At 42.3% G+C, this 19,793-nt stretch carries 15 protein-coding genes; 6 read left to right on the forward strand and 9 right to left on the reverse strand.

The features are described from left to right. Positions 1-148 precede the first annotated feature (148 nt). The 3 genes from E2K93_RS03405 to rhlP all read left to right on the forward strand — a co-directional run bounded on the left by E2K93_RS03405 (position 149) and on the right by rhlP (position 4,309). Positions 149-919 (forward strand): helix-turn-helix domain-containing protein, encoded by a 771-nt coding sequence (locus E2K93_RS03405; protein ID WP_135437743.1) that lies wholly within the window; start codon positions 149-151, stop codon positions 917-919. Positions 920-1,040: 121 nt separating this feature from the next. Further along, positions 1,041-3,191 (forward strand): VIT and vWA domain-containing protein, encoded by a 2,151-nt coding sequence (locus tag E2K93_RS03410; RefSeq protein ID WP_135437744.1) that lies wholly within the window; start codon positions 1,041-1,043, stop codon positions 3,189-3,191. A gap of 110 nt (positions 3,192-3,301) precedes the next feature. Further along, positions 3,302-4,309, forward strand: a complete 1,008-nt coding sequence (gene rhlP / locus E2K93_RS03415) for a rhombotarget lipoprotein (protein WP_135437745.1) — start codon at positions 3,302-3,304, stop codon at positions 4,307-4,309. Between the two features lie 62 nt (positions 4,310-4,371). On the opposite strand, the gene E2K93_RS03420 is transcribed toward rhlP, so the two are convergent. Further along, a complete protein-coding gene (locus tag E2K93_RS03420) occupies positions 4,372-7,230 on the reverse strand; it encodes a sensor histidine kinase (protein ID WP_135437746.1) in 2,859 nt (952 codons plus the stop codon). A 219-nt stretch (positions 7,231-7,449) separates the two neighbouring features. Between E2K93_RS03420 and ettA the strand changes: the two genes are divergently transcribed. Continuing rightward, positions 7,450-9,126 (forward strand): energy-dependent translational throttle protein EttA, encoded by a 1,677-nt coding sequence (gene ettA / locus E2K93_RS03425; RefSeq protein WP_135437747.1) that lies wholly within the window; start codon positions 7,450-7,452, stop codon positions 9,124-9,126. Between the two features lie 275 nt (positions 9,127-9,401). Further along, on the forward strand, positions 9,402-11,459 hold the full coding sequence (locus E2K93_RS03430) for a M13 family metallopeptidase (RefSeq protein ID WP_135437748.1): 2,058 nt from the start codon (positions 9,402-9,404) through the stop codon (positions 11,457-11,459). A 133-nt stretch (positions 11,460-11,592) separates the two neighbouring features. Here E2K93_RS03430 and E2K93_RS03435 read toward each other — a convergent pair whose 3' ends face one another. The 5 genes from E2K93_RS03435 to rdgC all read right to left on the reverse strand — a co-directional run bounded on the left by E2K93_RS03435 (position 11,593) and on the right by rdgC (position 15,549). Then, positions 11,593-11,979 (reverse strand): ribosome recycling factor family protein, encoded by a 387-nt coding sequence (locus E2K93_RS03435; protein WP_135437749.1) that lies wholly within the window; start codon positions 11,977-11,979, stop codon positions 11,593-11,595. A 180-nt stretch (positions 11,980-12,159) separates the two neighbouring features. Next, the gene (locus tag E2K93_RS03440) at positions 12,160-12,741 is read right to left on the reverse strand and encodes a TMEM165/GDT1 family protein (protein WP_135437750.1); all 582 of its coding nucleotides are present in this window, start codon (positions 12,739-12,741) and stop codon (positions 12,160-12,162) included. Between the two features lie 38 nt (positions 12,742-12,779). Further along, entirely contained in the window at positions 12,780-13,034 is a 255-nt protein-coding gene (locus tag E2K93_RS03445) for a YfhL family 4Fe-4S dicluster ferredoxin (protein WP_135437751.1), read from the reverse strand. 37 nt (positions 13,035-13,071) lie between these two features. Then, positions 13,072-14,469: a tRNA 5-hydroxyuridine modification protein YegQ gene (gene yegQ / locus E2K93_RS03450; RefSeq protein WP_135437752.1), complete on the reverse strand. Its 1,398-nt coding sequence runs from the start codon at positions 14,467-14,469 to the stop codon at positions 13,072-13,074. A 159-nt stretch (positions 14,470-14,628) separates the two neighbouring features. Continuing rightward, positions 14,629-15,549, reverse strand: a complete 921-nt coding sequence (gene rdgC, locus E2K93_RS03455; protein ID WP_135437753.1) for a recombination-associated protein RdgC — start codon at positions 15,547-15,549, stop codon at positions 14,629-14,631. A 69-nt stretch (positions 15,550-15,618) separates the two neighbouring features. Between rdgC and E2K93_RS03460 the strand changes: the two genes are divergently transcribed. Further along, positions 15,619-15,945 carry a phage holin family protein gene (locus E2K93_RS03460; protein ID WP_135437754.1) on the forward strand — a complete coding sequence of 109 codons (327 nt, stop codon included), beginning with the start codon at positions 15,619-15,621 and terminating at the stop codon, positions 15,943-15,945. Between the two features lie 128 nt (positions 15,946-16,073). On the opposite strand, the gene phoR is transcribed toward E2K93_RS03460, so the two are convergent. From phoR to E2K93_RS03475, 3 genes are all read right to left on the reverse strand, one after another. Then, positions 16,074-17,396 (reverse strand): phosphate regulon sensor histidine kinase PhoR, encoded by a 1,323-nt coding sequence (gene phoR, locus E2K93_RS03465; protein WP_135437755.1) that lies wholly within the window; start codon positions 17,394-17,396, stop codon positions 16,074-16,076. Positions 17,397-17,428: 32 nt separating this feature from the next. Beyond that, positions 17,429-18,121: a phosphate regulon transcriptional regulator PhoB gene (gene phoB, locus E2K93_RS03470; protein WP_135437756.1), complete on the reverse strand. Its 693-nt coding sequence runs from the start codon at positions 18,119-18,121 to the stop codon at positions 17,429-17,431. Positions 18,122-18,386: 265 nt separating this feature from the next. Continuing rightward, positions 18,387-19,346 carry a porin gene (locus E2K93_RS03475; RefSeq protein WP_135437757.1) on the reverse strand — a complete coding sequence of 320 codons (960 nt, stop codon included), beginning with the start codon at positions 19,344-19,346 and terminating at the stop codon, positions 18,387-18,389. Positions 19,347-19,793 lie beyond the last annotated feature (447 nt).

The raw sequence follows: 19,793 nt of genomic DNA on the forward strand, positions 1-19,793 counted from the left end.
CTATTTCTTAATGTCCCTAGCTTGCTTGTTCAAAGCAATAAGCACTACCATTTCCTGAGTTGTTGCATTATTATCGACAACAAGTATTAAAAAATAATACCACCGGTATTCTGACAACATTCGATAACCTAACAACATGGAGGTGAATATGTCGCAAACAACGACCTTGCTTGTCACTTTAAAAAAAGCATTAAAAGCCCATGGCTTCACATACGCCGATGTGGCAAAACATATGGACTTATCTCAGGCTAGCATTAAACGATTGTTTTCCGAAGAAAATTTTTCGCTACAACGGCTAGAGCAGATTTGCCAGTTAATGGATATGCAAATATCCGATTTGGTCAAACAAATGTCTGAGCAGCAAGCACGCCTGCAACAATTAAGTGTCGAACAAGAAACAGAGATCACCAACGATATTGCGCTACTCTTGGTCGCCGTTTGCGTGTTAAACAAATGGCGTATGCAAGATATTGTCGATTACTATCAGATGTCTGAGCCGGAATGTATTGGCAAACTGACCAAATTAGATAAACTAAAAATCATCGAATTGCTGCCTGGTAATCGCATAAAGTTGTTGGTCGATGCCAATTTTGGTTGGCTAGAAAATGGCCCAATACAAACATTTTTTCAACGCACCATAGGCCAGGAATTCTTCAACAGTTCATTTCATCTTGACGACGAATGCCTCATTGTCTTAAACGGTATGCTGTCACTGCAAAGTAATGGTGAGTTCCAGCGCAAATTGCGTCGCTTAGCACGTGAGTTTGAAGACCTAAATCATGAAGACTCCAGTTTATCGTTAACAGAACGAAATGGCGCGACTGTGGTACTTGCTATCCGTAACTGGCGCTATGGCTTATCACGCCATTTAGTTAACAACGGTTCACCAGCGAAAAAGCCTCAGATCATAAAAAGGTAGCAATATTCGAACCCAACACCACCAAATATTACAACCTGTTAACTTTAAGTGGCAATATTTGCAATTAAATACCAAGGTGGCTGTCATCACTAAGTAGCATTTACTAAAAGGATGACAGGTTATGAAAACTCTACTTTCATTGATAAAACTTGCATGGGTGGCGGTTGTAATCACCCTAGGTTTATGTAATCTCAATAGCGCGTTTGCCGCGGGATTACTAACCCCTAACAACAGCGCTTTACCTGAATTGCAAATTAGCGAACACCATGTCGATGTGGTAATCGAAAATGGTTACGCCATCACTAAGGTTGAACAAGTATTTTTCAATCCTAACAATCAAGACTTAGAGGCTCTCTACAGCTTCCCTGTACCTGAAAAAGCCTCATTAGGGGAATTTGTTTATTACATCGATGGCAACCCTGTTATTGGTGAAGTAGTCACTCAACAAAAAGCCGACAGCTTGTATGAGCAGGAAAAACAAGCCGGTCGTGACGTCGCGAAGACTAGCCAAAACAGTTTCAAAACCTTTGAAACGCAAGTTTACCCAGTGCGCGCCAATGATTATGTGCGAATTCATTTAACTTATATTCAACCGGTACATATCGACACCGCAATTGGTCGTTACGTCTACCCACTGGAAAACGGTGGCGTCGATGAACAAGAATTGAATTTCTGGAGCTACAAAGACAGCGTTGAACATGCGTTTAGTTTTAACCTTTTGTATCGCTCCGCCTATCCTGTAGAGCAATTTCGCCTGCCGAGTATTGCCAATGCGCAAATCAAGCAGTTATCGCAATATGAGTGGATGGTATCTTTAAGCAATCAGTCGGGTAACTCGGCGGCCTCTATGGTCGATGAAGGTCAGCCGACGGCAGCAGCACAAGCCCAGGCGCAGTTACAGACGCAATCAGCGCCGGCTTATCAGTTAAATGAAGACATCGTCGTATACTGGCGCCTACAAAACGGTTTGCCAGGTTCGGTTGACCTTGTCACTCACAAACAACCGGGCAAAGACAAAGGCACATTTATGATGACCTTTACTCCTGGTATGGACTTAGCACCGATACACAATGGCAGTGACTGGGTTTTTGTTCTCGATTACTCCGGCTCTATGAGCGGCAAATACAGCGCTATGGTTGACGGTGTGCGTAAAGGCTTAGGTAAACTTCGTCACGATGACCGATTTAAAATCATCATATTTAACGACAATGCGAATATGCTTACCTCAGGTTTTATTAACGCCACAGCAGAAAACGTCAATCAACAACTAAGTCGCTTGGACGCTATGCAGCCGGGTGGAAGTACCCATTTGTATGATGGCGTATCAATGGCATTAAAAGGACTTGATAGCGATCGCCCTACTGCGGTGTTATTAGTGACCGATGGTGTTGCCAATGTCGGTGTTACGCAAAAGAAAGCATTTTACCGTCTATTAGAGCAATATGATGTGCGTTTGTTTACCTTCATTATGGGCAACAGTGCCGACCGTCCCTTACTGCAAGGCATGGCAAAACTGTCAAACGGCTTTGCTATGAACGTATCGAACAGTGATGATATCGTCGGTCAAATTATGCAAGCCAGTTCAAAGCTTACTCATCAAGCGATGCGAGATGTGCACGTAAAAATAAGTGGTATTAAGGTAAATAACCAAACGCCAGAGCAAATAGGCAGTGTATATCGTGGTCAACAACTGATTGTGTTTGGTCACTATTACGGTCAGGGTAAAGCCAATGTTGAAGTTAGCGGTAAAATTGCCGGTCAAAAAACAACCTTTAACACCAGCTTTGATTTTAACGACAGCGAACAAAACCCGGAGCTTGAGCGTCTATGGGCATTTGCCAGCATCGAAGCCTTGCAAGACAAAATGGATTACCTTGGCGCCGATAAAGACAGCGAACAAGCGGTTACCGATCTTGCCCTTGAATATGGTTTGGTTACCCCATACACCTCAATGATCGTCATGCGTGATGAGCAGTTTGCCGCACATAATATTGAGCGTCGCAATAAAAACCGCGTTGAAAACGAATACAAGGCTCGCGATCAGCGCAAACATGCAGCGGTGTCTCATAACCGTGTCGACCAACAAAAACCGATGTACAAAAAATCACGACCATCATTTGGCGGTGGCGGTAGCACCTCGATGATCACTGTGGTGGTGTTACTCGGCCTATTGTGCAGCCGTTCGCGCCCTGCACACGCAAGTGCTGCTACAGCAAATGCGCCAAGAGCAAAATCCACCGAGCCGAATAAGCAATCGATTCGGGTTTTATAACTTATCAGCAAAAAAGACTTGTAGCCCCAGCTTTAACAATAAAGTTAGGGGCTGCTAAAAAGCAACGTTTCGATAACCCCCCTAATTAATAAATACATTAAGGAAATACGATGAACATGTTTAACGTAACCGCCCGCAATGCATTTTTTTGGATTTTAACAACACTGTATTTGACCGGTTGTAACTCGATGATCAGCGATCATGACAAGCGCACCACGTCTTCAGGCAACCTAATGGATTACTTATATCCCGACGGTCAAACCAATATCGTACACACCGCGGCTAAACCCAATATAAAAGTGCCGGTTCGAATGGCGATTGCCTTTGTTCCAAATAAAGGCAACAGTTTTAATAACATTCATGATAGTGCGCAAATAGATTTGCTCTACAAAATAAAACAAGCCTTTGAAAAGCATGAATTTGTTGAAAGTATTCAAGTCTTACCAAGCATGTATTTACAGGGCGACAAGGGATTTGAAGCACTCGATCATGTGGCTAAAACCTATGATGTCGATTTAATGGCACTGGTCTCTTTTGATCAGCTCACCAACACTGACGAAAATAATGCCTCATTATTGTATTGGACGCTGGTGGGCATGTACGTTATTCCGGGCAGTGAAAGCAGCGTACAAACCTTGGTTGATACTGCGGTAATTGATATTAAGAGTCGTAAATTACTGTTTAGAGCACCTGGCACAAGCATCGTCGATGACACTTCTACTGCCCTAGGCCTTGATGCGACCTTAAAAGAAAACTCCGCCACGGGCTTTAAAAAGGCAGTGGCACAAATGAATGGCAACCTTGAAAAGGAGCTGCAATTGTTCCGCTCACGCATTAAGCAGGGGCAAATAGGTACCTTGGAATACGCCGTAAACGGGCAGTACGCCAGTGATCAACAACAGCCTGACATAGATAAAACCACTAAGCCTGTTACACAATCTGCACAATTGACCAGCAAAGTAGTTTCTAACACGACGACAGATATGGATTCTGATGCACAATCAAATCGCGAAACTGAACTGTTACAAACTCAAGCTCGCCAACAGCTAAACGACATTCAACAGAAGCAAAAAGCATCATTTTGGCAAAATTCAGAAACAAATAATCATCAGCAATAGATTAATATTGGCAGAGGCTTGTTGGCTCGTTTATAGGTCAACAAGCCGAAATAAATAATGAATCACGCTTTCAGTGCCGCTCTAAGCTGCATAACCAAGTCGTCACATTGGCCGTTTTCATGACCACAATCACGCTCTGGCTGATTAAGTAATTTGTCCAGAGCAATAGCCAAATTTGACAAGTTTTCGTGACCGAACACAGATGCTGCACCGGCAATTTGATGAACCAACTGCTGCAATGATTGCCAATCTTGAGCGGCATAGTAGTGGCCTATTTTCTGTTCATAGATGGGCAGTTTTTGTTGAAAGCTAAGGTTCAAATCCTCATAGCTTTCTGGTTGCATAGAATCGGCAGCGAAGAACGGTTGTTCAGACAAGGGGACTTGATAGTATTTCGCAACACATTGAATAAATGAATTACGCTCTATGGGCTTTTTAAGGTGTTCATCAAAACCGAGATCAAGATATTTTCTCACTTCATGAGCCATGGCATTAGCTGTTAGTGCAATAACCGGTTTTGTGTAGCCTGAACTGCGCAGCTTTTGTAGGACTTCCAGTCCATCCATTTGTGGCATTTGTATATCCAGTAATATTAAATCTACAGGCTGCTGAGCAACGATATTCAATACTTGTAAGCCATTGCTGGCTTGAAAGACATGCAAGCCCATATGTTCTAGCAAACGTGAAATAAAACGCAAATTATCCGGATGATCTTCCGCTATCAATATATTGCCAACAAGTGGTTGGCTAATAACGTCTTGCAGTTCTTGTGTGCTGATTTCCCTATCTTGCTGCGTCAGTTGTTCTGCATCCATAACGAAAGTAAAACGACTGCCTCGGCCAACTTCACTTTCAACGCCAATGCTACCTGACATTAATTTGGCTAACTGGTTTGATAAATACAAACCTAATCCGCTGCCACCAAAACGACGGTTTATGGTGCTATCGGCCTGGGTGAAGCTGTCAAAAATACTCGCTAATTGTTCTTTTTGCATACCGATACCGGTATCTAAAACACTGACTTGTAGACGTTTATCATCGAAACCGATAACAACCTTAACTTGACCATTATGAGTAAATTTAATCGCATTAGAGCACAGGTTAATGATGATTTGGCTAAAGCGCAGGTAATCTATTGCGACAACACAAGGACTGGGGAGTTGATTATTAATTGAAAATTCAATGCCTTTTTGTTTTGCCTGCTCGGTAAAGATATTTTGCAAATCGCTACATATCAGCGAAATATCCGTTGCCGTACGATTAAGTACCAATTTATTGGCTTCGAGTTTACTTAAATCAAGTATGTCATTAACCAACTGCAATAAATGTTTGCTGTTACTGTGGATTGCACTTACTTCGGTAACAATATCTTCCACTTGCACTTCGTCATACATAATCGACTCAGATTGACCGATAATAGCGGTAAGTGGTGTTCTGATTTCGTGGCTCATGTTCGCCAGAAACTGGCTTTTGATTAGATTCGCCTGAGTTAATTGTTGTGTCGTCTGCTGCAATTTGGCCGTTCGCTCTTTTACTAACAGCTCCAATTGTTTGGTGTATTTTTTGTGACGATGCTTTCGGTAGGCTAAAAATACAACCACTAATAACATCACCGAAACCAGGGTTAATAAATCTCTGGCTTGTTGGCGTTTTATGTTGTTTTGGCTTTCCAGTTGACGTTGTTTTTCAACATGGGCAAGTTGCAAGTTGAGCTGTTCAGACTCAAAATTAGCCAACTCTTTAGTCAATTGCCCATTGGCTACTTTAAACAAGCCATTTCTTGCATCCTGATAATATGTAAATGCTTGCTGTGGTTGACCAAGTGCGGCATGAATAAGCGACAAAATTTCCAGATTAGCGAGCTCTAGGTGTTCATCTTGTTGTGAAATAGACAAGTCTAATGAACGTCTGGCAAAGTCTAGCGCCGTTTGATAGTCACCATGGTAATAGTTGATCTGGGCACTAATAAACGAACAATTAGAATAAGAATTCATATGTTCGTATTGCTGTGATAGATGCAAACACTTTTGTGCGTAATCCTCAGCCATTTCAAACGCACGCATTTCCGTATAAAGGTCGGCTAAGTTATTGTATTGGCTAGCCAAGTCATAAAATTTATTTTCACTTAGATAGTATTCTATAGCCTTAAAGGTGTATTGTTCAGCTTGTTTAAATTCACCTGAATATTTAAAGGCAATGGCTATATTACTGTGAGCTAGGGCGACATCTGCGGGTCGTTGCATTCGTTCTCTCGCGGCAATAATACCTGGCAAAACTTGCAACGCTTTGTCGTATTGTTTCAGTGTCAAATAAAGACCGGAAATGTTAAAGGCAATATCAACTTTATCGTTTTCATCGCCGATTTCATCGTATATAACTTTGGCTTTTTTGTAGACAGTCAAAGCTTTAGTTGGCTCGCCTTTGTTATCCAAAACCAAACCAACATTATTGTATAAGTGCGCAAGCTGAATGGGGTTATCAGCGTTAATGTAATAGGCAATAGCGTCATTATAGTGCTCTAACGCCTGGTTATAACTGCCTTGAAAATAATGAAAAATGCCGGTGAGTTTAGCAAATTGCGCTGCCATCTCTGGTAACTGCTGACGCGTTGCATAATCATAGCCTTGCTGTGCGATCTTTAACGCGTGTTCGCCTTTACCGTTTTGGAAATAACTCATCGCCAGTGCTCGGTAAACTTGTTCTGTCTGTTTCGAAGAAATAGCTTGCTCTGACAACAGCATTTGCAATTGTGTTTGCGCCTGCAAAGCGTCGTCCAATGCGTTTATGCTTTGCATTTTCTGATCAAACTGAGCGACCTCAGCAAACGCTGGAATCACCGTACAAATACAGATTATTCCAACAACGCGAATGCAAAAACATTTGAATTGTTTCAGGCCAGTTATCGAATCAATGAACGACATTAATTCACTTTTTATGATCGATGAATAGATAAATACTTTTATAACATATTGTCAGTGAATATTAAAAACATAGCCCGATGAAAATCGACGCGAGTGATAGCGATACGGTGAATACCATTTTGTCTGTTATGAAATACATCAAATTAGTTGTAACAAACAAGGCCGATCAACTAAAATAACGCCAATATTCATAACTCTAATTCTGATAAAGGTTTTCTGATGGCATTGCCTGACAAGTTTATTTATTCGATGCACCGCGTTTCAAAAGTGGTACCTCCGAAAAAAACCATTCTAAAAGATATTTCAATTTCATTTTTCCCTGGCGCCAAAATTGGTGTGCTTGGTTTAAATGGTGCTGGTAAATCAACCTTGCTGCGTATCATGGCCGGTGTCGATACCGAGTTTGATGGCGATGCAAAATTGTTATCTGGTACAAAAGTGGGCTACTTGCCGCAAGAGCCAGAATTGAATGAAGAAGCAACGGTACGTGAAATTGTTGAGCAGGCAGTTTCTGAAGTAAAAGATGCCTTAGCACGTCTTGATCAAGTGTATATGGAATACGCTGAAGAAGGCGCTGACTTTGATGCCTTGGCCAAAGAGCAAGGCGAACTTGAAGCCATTATTGCCGCTCATGACGGTCATAACATTGAAAACGCTCTAGAACGCGCTGCCGATGCCTTGCGTTTGCCTGAATGGGATCAAAAAATCAAAGTACTATCCGGTGGTGAACGTCGCCGTGTTGCTCTGTGTCGCTTATTATTAGAAAAACCAGACATGTTGTTGCTCGATGAGCCTACTAACCACTTGGATGCCGAGTCTGTTGCTTGGTTAGAGCGCTTCTTGCACGACTACCCAGGTACCGTTGTGGCGATTACCCATGACCGTTACTTCTTAGATAACGTCGCGGGTTGGATTTTAGAGCTTGACCGTGGTGAAGGTATTCCATGGGAAGGTAACTACTCATCTTGGCTTGAACAAAAAGACGCTCGTCTTGAAATGGAAAAACGCCAAGAAAATGCATTGGCTAAAACCATTAAGCAAGAGCTTGAATGGGTTCGTCAAAATCCTAAAGGTCGTCAAGCAAAGTCAAAAGCTCGTATGGCCCGTTTTGAAGAGCTGCAAAGCCAAGAAAACCAGAAGCGTAATGAAACCAACGAACTATACATTCCACCGGGGCCACGCCTTGGTGACAAAGTACTGGATATTGAAGGCATTACCAAGTCATATGGTGATCGCGTATTAATTGACGATTTGAGTTTTTCAATTCCAAAAGGGGCTATCGTCGGTATTATTGGCCCGAATGGTGCGGGTAAATCAACTCTGTTTAAAATGCTATCCGGTGCTGAACAACCTGATAGTGGTAATGTTATTGTTGGTGACACCGTGCAATTAGCGTCCGTTGATCAGTTCCGTGACGACATGGTTGATAGCAACACGGTTTATCAAGAAATTTCAGAGGGCGCCGATATCATTCGTATTGGCAACTATGAAGTACCGGCGCGCGCTTATGTTAGTCGTTTTAACTTCAAAGGTAACGATCAACAAAAATTCATTGGTGACTTGTCTGGTGGTGAACGCAACCGTGTGCACTTAGCCAAACTAGTGAAAACCGGCGGTAACTTATTACTGTTGGATGAGCCAACCAATGACTTGGACGTTGAGACCTTACGTGCGCTAGAGGAAGCCCTATTGGAATTCCCTGGCTGTGCGTTAGTTATTTCCCATGACCGTTGGTTCTTAGACCGTATTGCTACCCACATCATTGATTACCGTGACGAAGGTCAAGTGAACTTCTTTGAAGGTAACTACACCGAGTACGATGCGTGGTTGAAGAAAACTCTTGGTCCACAAGCGAACGAACCACATCGCATGAAATACAAGCGCATTACCAAGTAATACGCCTTTGTATTAACTTGGATGCATGTAAAACTGAAAAACGCCTGATATTATCAGGCGTTTTTGTTTTCTATCTTAGTAAGTTACATCACATGGCCTGTTTTGACTGTTCGCCATCACATGGCCAACCGTGGTTAATTTGTAATGAAATATATCAACAACTCGACTTGCCTGTTTTTTGCTCTATAGTAAATAAGCGAAGCTATACCTTTTTAAAAATAAATGATTGATAACAAGTAGTTAATTCAATCAATACGATTAACAGGGACAATTCAATGAACTATATAAAACCTGTGTCATTATCGCTAATGACGATTGCATTGGTAGCCTGCTCTAATGGCGAAGACACCACAGCAAATGAAACGGATACCACCCTACCAGAACTTAGTTCTGGTATTTATACCGAATACATGGACACCTCGGTAAATCCTGGCGATGATTTTAATCAATACGTGAATGGGAAGTGGATGGCAACCGCCACCATCCCTGAGGACAAATCCAGTGTCGGTGTTTGGTCGACACTTAGAGATGCGTCGCAAGATAACGTTAAAATCATTATCGAAGAATCTGCGAAGGGCGACTTTGCACCGGGTTCTGACCAACAAAAAGTTGGTGATCTGTATAACTCATATATGGATATGAAAACTCGTGATGCGCTCAGCGTCAAACCATTGCAACCTGAGTTTGGCAAAATCAGTGCGATTGCTAATTATGACGATTTAGCCGTGTACTTTGCGACTGCCAATAAACGCGGCTACAACATGCCATTTGCGCTTGGTCAGTACGTCGACTTTAAAGAACCAGACACCTACATGATGTACACCTGGCAAGGCGGTTTAGGTCTTCCGGACCGAGAATACTACTTTAAAGAAGATGACAAGTCGGCAGATATACGTGATAAATATCTGCAACATATTGAAAATATGTTTGATCTTGCCGGTTTTAATGCAGGCAAACAGGCCGCCGCAACAATATATGACCTAGAGCAAAAGCTTGCTAAGGTTCATATGGAAAAAGAGAAAACCCGCGATATGGTGGCGCTATACAATAAAGTGCCACGCGAAGATCTTGCGCAGATAATGGCTGACTTTAACTGGAGTGCCTTTTTACAAGAAGCCGGCATAGACACCATCGATGGTTTAGTGATCACTCAAATCGATTACATGAAAGCGTTAAATGGCATTATCAGCCAAACCTCGATTGCCGACTGGCAAACGTTTTTAACCTGGAAAGCGCTAAGTGCCAATGGCTCTCGCTTGACCAGCGCCATAGATAAAGAGAACTTTGATTTTTACACCAAAACCTTATGGGGAGCTAAACAACAGCGCCCGATGTGGCGACGTGGTGTCAATGTGGTTAACGGCACCTTAGGTGAGGTTGTTGGTAAAGTCTATGTGGCTCGCCACTTCCCGCCAGAAGCAAAAGCGCGTATGCAACACTTGGTTGATAACCTTATTTTGGCTTATCGCCGCAGCATTCAAGACTTGACGTGGATGACCCCAGAGACCAAAGAGCAAGCACTCGATAAGTTATCTAAATTTACGCCAAAAATCGGCTACCCTGACAAATGGAAAGACTACAGTGATTTGGAAATCAAAGCCGATGACTACTTCGGCAATATTGAACGTGCGGCTTTGGTTCAATATCAACAAAACCTAGACCGTCAAGGCCGCGTGGTGGATAAATCAGAGTGGCAGATGAACCCACAAACCATCAACGCCTATTACAACCCACCGCTTAACGAAATCGTGTTTCCAGCGGGCATATTACAACCACCGTTCTTTGATATGAACGCCGATGACGCGGTAAATTATGGTGGTATTGGCGCGGTCATTGGTCATGAAATTGGTCACGGATTTGACGATGCGGGTTCAACCTTTGATGGCGATGGCGTACTGCGTAATTGGTGGACACCAGCCGATAAAGAAGAGTTTAAAAAACGCACCCAAGCCCTTGTTGCACAATACGACTCATATCAAGTATTTGATGATCTGAATGTTAACGGTACCTTTACCTTGGGCGAAAACATTGGTGATTTAGGCGGCCTAAGTATCGCCATGAAAGCCTATAAACTATCACTGATCGGTGAAGATGCGCAGGTGATCGATGGTTTTACTGGTGAGCAACGTGTCCTGATAGGCTTTGGTCAAATATGGCGCGGTTCATATCGTGAAGAGTTATTGCGCCAATTGGTTGGCACCGATCCGCACTCTCCGGCTCAATTTCGAGTCAATGGTACAGTGCGAAATGTGCCTGAATTTTACAGTGCATTTGCCGTTGAAAAAGACGCTAAATTATATCTGGCTCCAGAGCAACGTGTAAAAATCTGGTAATTCCAAACAAGGCTAATATTAAAAAGGTCAGCGTATTTCTACGCTGACCTTTTTGTTTTAATAATTGCCAGATAACCGTGAGAAAGCCGCTAACAAATAGAGATGTTATGCTCAATCAGCAGCGATTGCTATCTCAATCCATCCATTCATAAGCATCGATGGCTTTGCGCGCTTCACTTATGGTGCAATTGGCAAGAATAACCAATTCATTAACGGTAATACCTGGGTTGCGCTTTACCAGATTAATAATGTCGTCTTGGGTAAAATCGCCTAATTTTTTTTCAAGTAAGGTGATCACCCATTGCCAGCTTGGCTCATCTACCCTGCGTATCGATTCAATCACTTTAAACAACTGTTCACGACTGGCGCTGAGTCGCCAATTGCGAGAGCGGCCAATGCGGCTCAACTCACTGCCACTGTCACGAATAAGTGCTTTTAATTCAAAGGCGCGCAATGCTCGCCTTAAAAACGAAGGCAGCGTAACGTGTCTGATGTGTTCATTTGTCCGATTGACCGACATGATCGATAGTAAAAGTTAAATTAACGCTAAAGAAATCAGTATATCAGGCAAGAACCCCAAGGCAAAGAGGGACTTAAGTGTCGAATCTAAGGGCTAAGGGCTAAGGGCTAAGGACTAAGTGCTAAGGACTAATTGCTAAGTGCTAAGTGCTAAGTGCTAAGTATTAAGAACTAAGCAGAACTAGGCAAAGGTGGTTATGGCGGTAATGACCGCAAATGTGGCAAATAATAGCGCAGCCATTTTACTGAGCAGTTGTTCGCTAATACGATTGAGTAACTTTTTGCCAACGATGACACCGATAACACAGGTTGTTGCTAACGCCAGGGTTGCGCTAATCCACACCATAAGAGGTGGTTGCGTGGTACTTAGGGTCGCTACCGCTAATTGGGTTTTATCACCCATTTCTGCGGCAAAAATCAAGGTAAATGCTGACATACTGATGTGTTTACCGACCTTAAGCTTGCCTTCATCGTTGTCATCGTCATGGTGCGCATCACGCCAACTTGATATTGCAAACAAAGCGAACAATACGATAGCAATAATACTTAAGTAACGTTGGTCGATAAAATTGGCAAAACTGGCACCGAACAACACAGCAATAACATTGAGAATGGCAAACGCCGATATGGCGCCAAACAATACCGGTCGAGCGCGATATTTTGCTGCCAGTGTCATACAAACCAGTTGTGATTTATCACCAAACTCGGCAACAAAAATCAACAAAAACGTGGCAACCGCGCCATACGAGCTAAGTATTTCCATAAACGAACTAATCTAGTAATGCCTTAATCATGTGCACGTTACGACTCGACACCGTGTAATTCAAAGCATTTTTGTAATAACTCTTGTTCGCTTTCTTTTCGCTCTGGATCGGGCTTGATACAATCGATAGGACACGCCGCGACGCATTGTGGCGTATCGTAATGACCAACACATTCAGTACAGCGATCGGCGTCGATTTCATAAATGACATCGCCCATAAAGATAGCGGTATTGGGGCATTCTGGATCGCACATATCACAGTTAATGCAGGTATCGAGTATTTTAAGAGCCATAGTAAAACCTATCGTCCACTTTTAATGAAAGCAGCACTTATGCCTGATTTTGTGCAAATGGGTGACGTGTGGTCTCACCCTGGTTTAAATAACGCATGATGATCGCGTACTCCAAGTCTAAGTCTGTATCGCACTGAATTTGCACGATATGACCCGAGCCTTTTGCATCGGTGACTTCTTCACCTTTGCGATTTTGCATGTGCTCAAGCACAAAACTCTTGTTACCACTTGGCGTCATTAATTCGATTTCGTCACCGGTTAAGAATTTGTTTTTCACTTCAATTTCAATCAAACCATCGTCGGTACGGCCCATTACCTCACCAACAAACTGTTGGCTGTCAGATTTGGAATAACCGTACTCATAATTTTGCAATTGATCATGGCGGTGGCGAGACAAGAAGCCTTCAGTGTAACCACGACTTGCTAAGTGTTCTAAGTCAAGCTTCAAGCGTTCATTGAAACTGCGACCTTGCACTGCATCATTCATTGCTTGTTTGTATATTTGCGCGGTACGGGCACAGTAATAGAAAGACTTAGTGCGACCTTCTATCTTTAATGAATGTACGCCCATTTTCACTAAGCGCTCAACATGTTCAATTGCACGAAGATCTTTTGAGTTCATAATGTAGGTGCCATGCTCGTCCTCAAACGCCGGCATATACTCGCCTGGGCGCCCTTGTTCTTGCAATAAAAACACTTCATCCGTTGGCTGTTGCTCTTGCTTGGCCATATCCGGTGTCCAAATTTCAGGTTGCTCAGCGCCAGCGATAGGCTGCTGCGGTTGCACCGCAATGATATCGCCATGTTCATCTTCTTTGGCATCATGAGCATTGTATGACCAACGACAGGCATTTGTGCATGTACCTTGGTTAGGATCACGCTTGTTGATGTAACCCGATAACAGACAGCGACCAGAGTAAGCCATACATAGAGCACCGTGAACGAACACTTCAAGTTCCATTTCTGGCACACGCATGCGGATTTCTTCAATTTCATCTAACGATAATTCACGGGACAAAATAACACGCTCGACGCCCTGCTGCTGCCAAAACTTAACCGTCGCCCAGTTGACCGCATTGGCCTGTACCGATAAGTGAATCGCCATATCTGGGAACGCTTCGCGTACCATCATGATCATACCTGGATCACTCATGATCAAGGCATCAGGATTCATGGCAATAACCGGCTCAATATCACGTAAGTAGGTTTTCAATTTGGCGTTATGTGGGGCAATGTTACTTACCACATAGAGTTTCTTTCCTAACTCGTGCGCCTCATCTATACCCAGCTTAAGGTTTTCCAGGTTGAACTCATTATTACGCACTCGCAGTGAATAACGAGGTTGACCGGCATAAACCGCATCTGCGCCATACGCGAAGGCGTAACGCATATTTTTTAAGCTACCGGCAGGTGATAATAATTCTGGCGTCAACATATGTATAAAACCCTAAGTTTTGTCTGGATATTCAAATTGGAGCGCTATTTTAATGCCGATAGCAAAAAGGCGCAATACACATTAGGTTAACAGCTGTAACCAAGTGTAATCGCGCCTTCAAAAGGTAGGTATTTCAGTGCCTTAGCACATGACGTTAGACTAAGATTCGAGGTAACTATTTGTCGCCAAATCGAATTGCGCTAACATGTCGTCAATAAATTTGTTCAACTCACCGGTCATTAGGGTAAAGTCGGCATCAATTTTGACCAAAATATCATCGTTGTCGATGTCATCATTTTGTTCAAATACGCTTTCATGAAACTTAACACGCTTCACTGACAAGTCATCGCATAAAATGCACGACAAGACTTGCTCATAATCAAAGGCTATTTTTACCACCTGCTTATCGGTATTTAAATGCGCTAAGATTTCATCAGATAACAAATCCTGATTCTTACACTTAATCACTGCCGCATCTTCACCGAGGGCTTTGAGTTCACCTTCAAAACCGATGACAAAACGCTCTGGTAAATTTTGCTCTAATAACCAACTGGTCATCACCGTTTCAGCACCAGCTGGTGGCGCGAAGCTGGTGACTGGTAATGAGCCTAAGCATTTACGCAACAAGGCTAAAAAGTCTTCAGCTTTATTACGTGAACTGCTGTTAATGACAATGATATTTTTGTCAGGGCAAATATAACCTTGGGTATCAGAAATACGAGAAAATGCGCGTGGTAGTAATTCAAAGGTAATGTCTTCTTTAAATTGTTCTTTCTCTTTTTTGGTTGCTTTTCGACTGTGCTCTTGTTCAAGTTGCGCCACCTTGGCTTCCAACTGCTCTTTTACCACCGCGGCAGGAAGAAGCTTTTCTTCTTTACGAGCGTTCAATAAAATACAACCATTGGCGTGATGTAACAATCTATCGCCGTGTTTACCTAAGGCGCTACTCCAACCAAAGCGTGACATCTCTGTTTTGGCACAAGGTGCAAAAACATGTTCTTGTAATGCTTTCTCCAGCTCTTCCTCGCTGGTAGTAAAAGGTCGGGTAAACGCAAAAATATATAAATTTTTAAACCACATGATGAAATTCCCTGGCCAACCTGATACAACAGGTAAGGATAATAATCGTAATAAAGGATAAGGTAGGAAATGATAACCAAATTAGTGTTGCTAAGTATATCTATTTTTTTGGTATCTCGACTAATGACAGGGATTCGCTTAAAGAGCCCGCTAACCGCCGTGATCGTTGCGATAGTTTACTCGGTAGCTGATCTGTTGCTGTATTGGTTTCTCGCCATTATTTCTATGCCATTGATTTTAATCACCTTCGGCTTATTTGTCTTTGTATTAAACGCCTTTTTGCTTTGGCTTACCGATCAAATAATTGATGATTTTGAAATAAAAGACCTAAAAACAACCTTGATCGCATCGTTTGCGATAACCATCATCCACCTATTGCTAGGTGCCATTTTCTAAGCGCAAACCAACATTTTATTTTTTAAAGGGTATTGACTAGATTGCCGCAAATCAATCGGACAGAGCGCACACACAATCAGGCGCTCTGCCCTTAACTTGATAACCAAGAGTTAATTGATAACAAAGGGTTAATTGATAGCGGATTCTAATTTGCGGATAGTAAATGAATCTGATGCTGGAAACTTGATGGTAAAGGTACTGCCTTGATTAAGCTGTGATTCAATCAATAATTCAGCGTTATGATTGGCCGCCACATGCTTAACGATAGCCAAACCTAACCCGGTTCCGCCGGTATCACGAGAACGAGATTTATCGACGCGATAAAAGCGCTCACTTAAGCGAGAAATATCAAACTCACTGATGCCGCAGCCGGTATCTTTAACGCTAAACAGGCAGTAATCGCCTTGTTTTTTCCAACAGATATCAATGCGTCCACCAGTGCCAGTATAATTCATGGCATTAACAATCAAGTTAGAACAGGCACTTTTCAGTTCCGATTCGATACCTAATATACCCAACCTTGGATCAATCTCGACCGCAATTTCGTGGCCTTTTTGTTTGTTAAGCCAATGAACATCTTCCATGACTTTATCAAGCAGTTTTGGTAGATGCACGTTATGGCGGCTATCCTCTTCTGCTGGCACTTCAACTTTAGACAGCACCAACAGTTGTTGTACCAAGCGATCCATACGCGAGACTTGAGTTTGCACCGTATCTAAGCTTTTTCGCCATTGCTCACTGATATCGTCCTGATCGAGCATTACCTCGACATAGCCTTGCATCACCGTAAGCGGTGTTTTTAGCTCATGGGAGACATTGGCAACAAAATCGCGGCGCATCTTTTCAAGACGCTTAGTTTGACTCACATCGCGTGCCAACATTAAGTATTGGTCTTCGCCATATAGCATAAAGCGCATTTCAATTTGTTGTTCAGGCGAGTCCGGTGAAACTATAGAGCAAGGTTCACTAAAATCCATTTTCTTAACGTATTTGTTCAAAACCGGTGAGCGCACCAAGTTTGTTATGCGCTGCCCAGCATCTTGTGGCCAGCGCACCCCTAGCAATCGGTTTGCCTTTTTATTCGACCAGCGAATATTGAAATATAAATCTAACACAATCGCCGCATCGGGCAGTGCTTCAGCACCATCACGATATTGGCGAATACGCAAATTCAGCTGTTTTTGTTTTTTACGGTAGCTTTTAATGCGGCGATAAATACCATCGTAGACATGCCCCCAGATACCTTTTGATTCTGGCGGATACAGTAAATTTTTATGCCATAACCATTTGATCAAGCCGAGCAAAAATTTGTAATGCCAGGCCAGCGTTGCCGCAGTTACAACAAACAGTGCAAGCCAAAAATAGCCTAGCCAGTAGCCAATTAGGCCACTCGCCAGCAGAATCAGGCACTGCTTAACAACAAACTGCTGCGCAGAAAATCGAAATATCATAGTTGATGTTTAATCTCTCAACATGTTGGGTGCTAGTTTACACGACTAGAAAATCGATAACCTGCACCACGAACCGTTTGTACGAATTCATCGTGGCCTTGACCCGCGATAGACTTACGTAAACGTCGTATGTGAACATCGACGGTACGATCTTCAACGTAGACGTTGGTGCCCCATACATTATCAAGTAATTGTTCACGCGAATAGACCCTTTCAGGGTGGGTCATAAAAAAGTGCAGCATTTTAAATTCAGTTGGACCTAATTCAATCGGTGCCTCATTAATCGAAACACGATGTGATACAGGATCAAGTGATAGCCCTTTAAATTCAATTAACTCTTCAAGGGCAGTTGGTGCGACGCGGCGAATAACAGCCTTGATACGAGCAATCAATTCTTTCGGCGAAAAAGGCTTGGTGACATAGTCATCAACACCGACTTCAAAACCGCGAACTTTGTCGTCTTCATCTGAGCGAGCCGTTAACATAATAATAGGAATATTGCGCGTATACTCCTGCTGCTTGACCTCTCGAGCTATTTTTAGGCCGCTGCCACCAGGCAGCATCCAATCTAACAACAACAGGTCAGGAAGCGGATCAGTTAATAGCGCTTTTGCCTCATCATAGTCCTTGGCTTCAATTGGGTTAAAGCCATTTTGCTCTAACACAAAGGTAATCATCTCACGAATTGGGGTTTCATCTTCAACTACAAGAATTCGTCGTTCCATAGCGGTTCCATAATCAATTTATTCATTAGTTACGCCATCATTCTGCCAGTCTATAATGACACTTTTATGACAGTCGTCATAAAATCATCACATATTTACTGCTGTTAATTATAGCTAACTATATCGCTCCTCAGACAGCGAAGCAAAAACATTTACGATTTTCGATAATCTCTGGCAAATGAACATTAATCGTTTACAAACAAAAATTTAAAATAAAAAGCCATGCTCGAAAGCATGGCTTTTTATGACATTGAAAAAGGTGTTCTTAGAACTTGTATTCAATACCCGTTGACAAATATGTGCTGTCATCTTCGCCAGTCACATCTTCGTCGTTATCAATAGAGGTTGCCCAAGCAAATAATTTAGCGTTTTTCGCTAAGGCATAATCAACACCGATTGAGTAAGACATGAACTCTGCATCATCACCAAAGTCTTCTTCAGCGGTTTGCACTTGACCTTTTAAGGTGAAGTCATTGATTTTGTATGCTGCGCTTACCATAAAGCCTGTAGTTTCATCACCTGACTCTACTTCTTCTTGGCTGTGTGCAATCAGACCAAGTTTGATACCAGCAATTTTAGTCTGTACGCTAGCACGCATATTGTCATAGCCTTCAACTTCGCTATCGAAAGCGACAGATGCAAACCAGTCTGATTTTTTAAGCTTGGCATCACCGTACATCAACGCCGCAGAAAAACCAGCATCACCTTCGTTTTTGGCTTTCTGGTCTTTATCACCTTCAGCTACATAGGTAAAACCGGCATAAAAATCGCCAAACTTAGGAGAGATGTAACTTACCGTTTCACCCATACGGTTTTCACCTTTCCAAAGGTGTTTGATGTCACCTTCGTAATCGCTGAACAGGTCAATTTTACCTTGAGATTGTTTGACCATGGTGTCGTTACGACCAACAAGTACAGTACCTAAGTTACCTTTAAGACCTACGTATTGGCTACGAGCTTTGATGTTGTCAGCTTCATCATCAGCCATTTCAAGCTGAGCTTCCGCTTTATAAACTACAGACAAACCATCGTTTACTTTAAGTTCACCGTTAACGCCGATACGTGATGCGTTTGATTTAACTTCCGTTTCAGACTCACCACCTTCATCAGAGCTTTGAAGACCAACGTTAGCTTTACCGTAGAAGCTGATTTCTTCAGCAGCAAAAGCAGGTGCACTCATAGCAGCCATTAGTGATAGCGCGATAGTTGTTTTAGTTAAGTTCATTATGTTTACCCTATTAAACAAAAACAAAAAATTGTTATTACTGGTTACCAGTGATATTTGCGGCTAGTTTGCCACGGCAATATTACACTTTTGTGACAATGTGTAATATTTTTGAAATTTTCATTAACCTTTAATGACGTGTTAATGACAGGTTAAATCGAACTGTAACAAATGTGACACAATGTACAACCCTGTAACCACATGTAATCCAAGCGATTATTCTTACTTTATGTAAACTTGTAAAGCCTTTAAAAACCGGTACCAGAACACCTAAATAGGGAAATATGAGTTGTATTTTACCGGCCTAAATGAGTAGGGTTTATATGAACGATTTATGAAAGTTGACATATATACGTCAAAAAAACGTCATAAAGGTAAAAAATAAAAAAATTCAAAGTTGTAATAAAAATGTCACATTGACAATTTAATATCTGCACCATCAAAAAG

This window comes from Thalassotalea sp. HSM 43 (genome assembly GCF_004752005.1).
GTDB lineage: Bacteria > Pseudomonadota > Gammaproteobacteria > Enterobacterales > Alteromonadaceae > Thalassotalea_A.

What these genes read in the sequence shown, in the direction of transcription:
- E2K93_RS03420 (WP_135437746.1), bottom strand. Translation starts at nt 7,230, where the DNA reads ATGTCGTTCATTGATTCGATAACTGGCCTGAAACAATTCAAATGTTTT.
- rhlP (WP_135437745.1), top strand. Translation starts at nt 3,302, where the DNA reads ATGAACATGTTTAACGTAACCGCCCGCAATGCATTTTTTTGGATTTTA.
- E2K93_RS03410 (WP_135437744.1), top strand. Translation starts at nt 1,041, where the DNA reads ATGAAAACTCTACTTTCATTGATAAAACTTGCATGGGTGGCGGTTGTA.
- phoR (WP_135437755.1), bottom strand. Translation starts at nt 17,396, where the DNA reads ATGATATTTCGATTTTCTGCGCAGCAGTTTGTTGTTAAGCAGTGCCTG.
- E2K93_RS03440 (WP_135437750.1), bottom strand. Translation starts at nt 12,741, where the DNA reads ATGGAAATACTTAGCTCGTATGGCGCGGTTGCCACGTTTTTGTTGATT.
- rdgC (WP_135437753.1), bottom strand. Translation starts at nt 15,549, where the DNA reads ATGTGGTTTAAAAATTTATATATTTTTGCGTTTACCCGACCTTTTACT.
- E2K93_RS03475 (WP_135437757.1), bottom strand. Translation starts at nt 19,346, where the DNA reads ATGAACTTAACTAAAACAACTATCGCGCTATCACTAATGGCTGCTATG.
- E2K93_RS03445 (WP_135437751.1), bottom strand. Translation starts at nt 13,034, where the DNA reads ATGGCTCTTAAAATACTCGATACCTGCATTAACTGTGATATGTGCGAT.
- phoB (WP_135437756.1), bottom strand. Translation starts at nt 18,121, where the DNA reads ATGGAACGACGAATTCTTGTAGTTGAAGATGAAACCCCAATTCGTGAG.
- E2K93_RS03430 (WP_135437748.1), top strand. Translation starts at nt 9,402, where the DNA reads ATGAACTATATAAAACCTGTGTCATTATCGCTAATGACGATTGCATTG.
- yegQ (WP_135437752.1), bottom strand. Translation starts at nt 14,469, where the DNA reads ATGTTGACGCCAGAATTATTATCACCTGCCGGTAGCTTAAAAAATATG.
- E2K93_RS03405 (WP_135437743.1), top strand. Translation starts at nt 149, where the DNA reads ATGTCGCAAACAACGACCTTGCTTGTCACTTTAAAAAAAGCATTAAAA.
- E2K93_RS03435 (WP_135437749.1), bottom strand. Translation starts at nt 11,979, where the DNA reads ATGTCGGTCAATCGGACAAATGAACACATCAGACACGTTACGCTGCCT.
- ettA (WP_135437747.1), top strand. Translation starts at nt 7,450, where the DNA reads ATGGCATTGCCTGACAAGTTTATTTATTCGATGCACCGCGTTTCAAAA.
- E2K93_RS03460 (WP_135437754.1), top strand. Translation starts at nt 15,619, where the DNA reads ATGATAACCAAATTAGTGTTGCTAAGTATATCTATTTTTTTGGTATCT.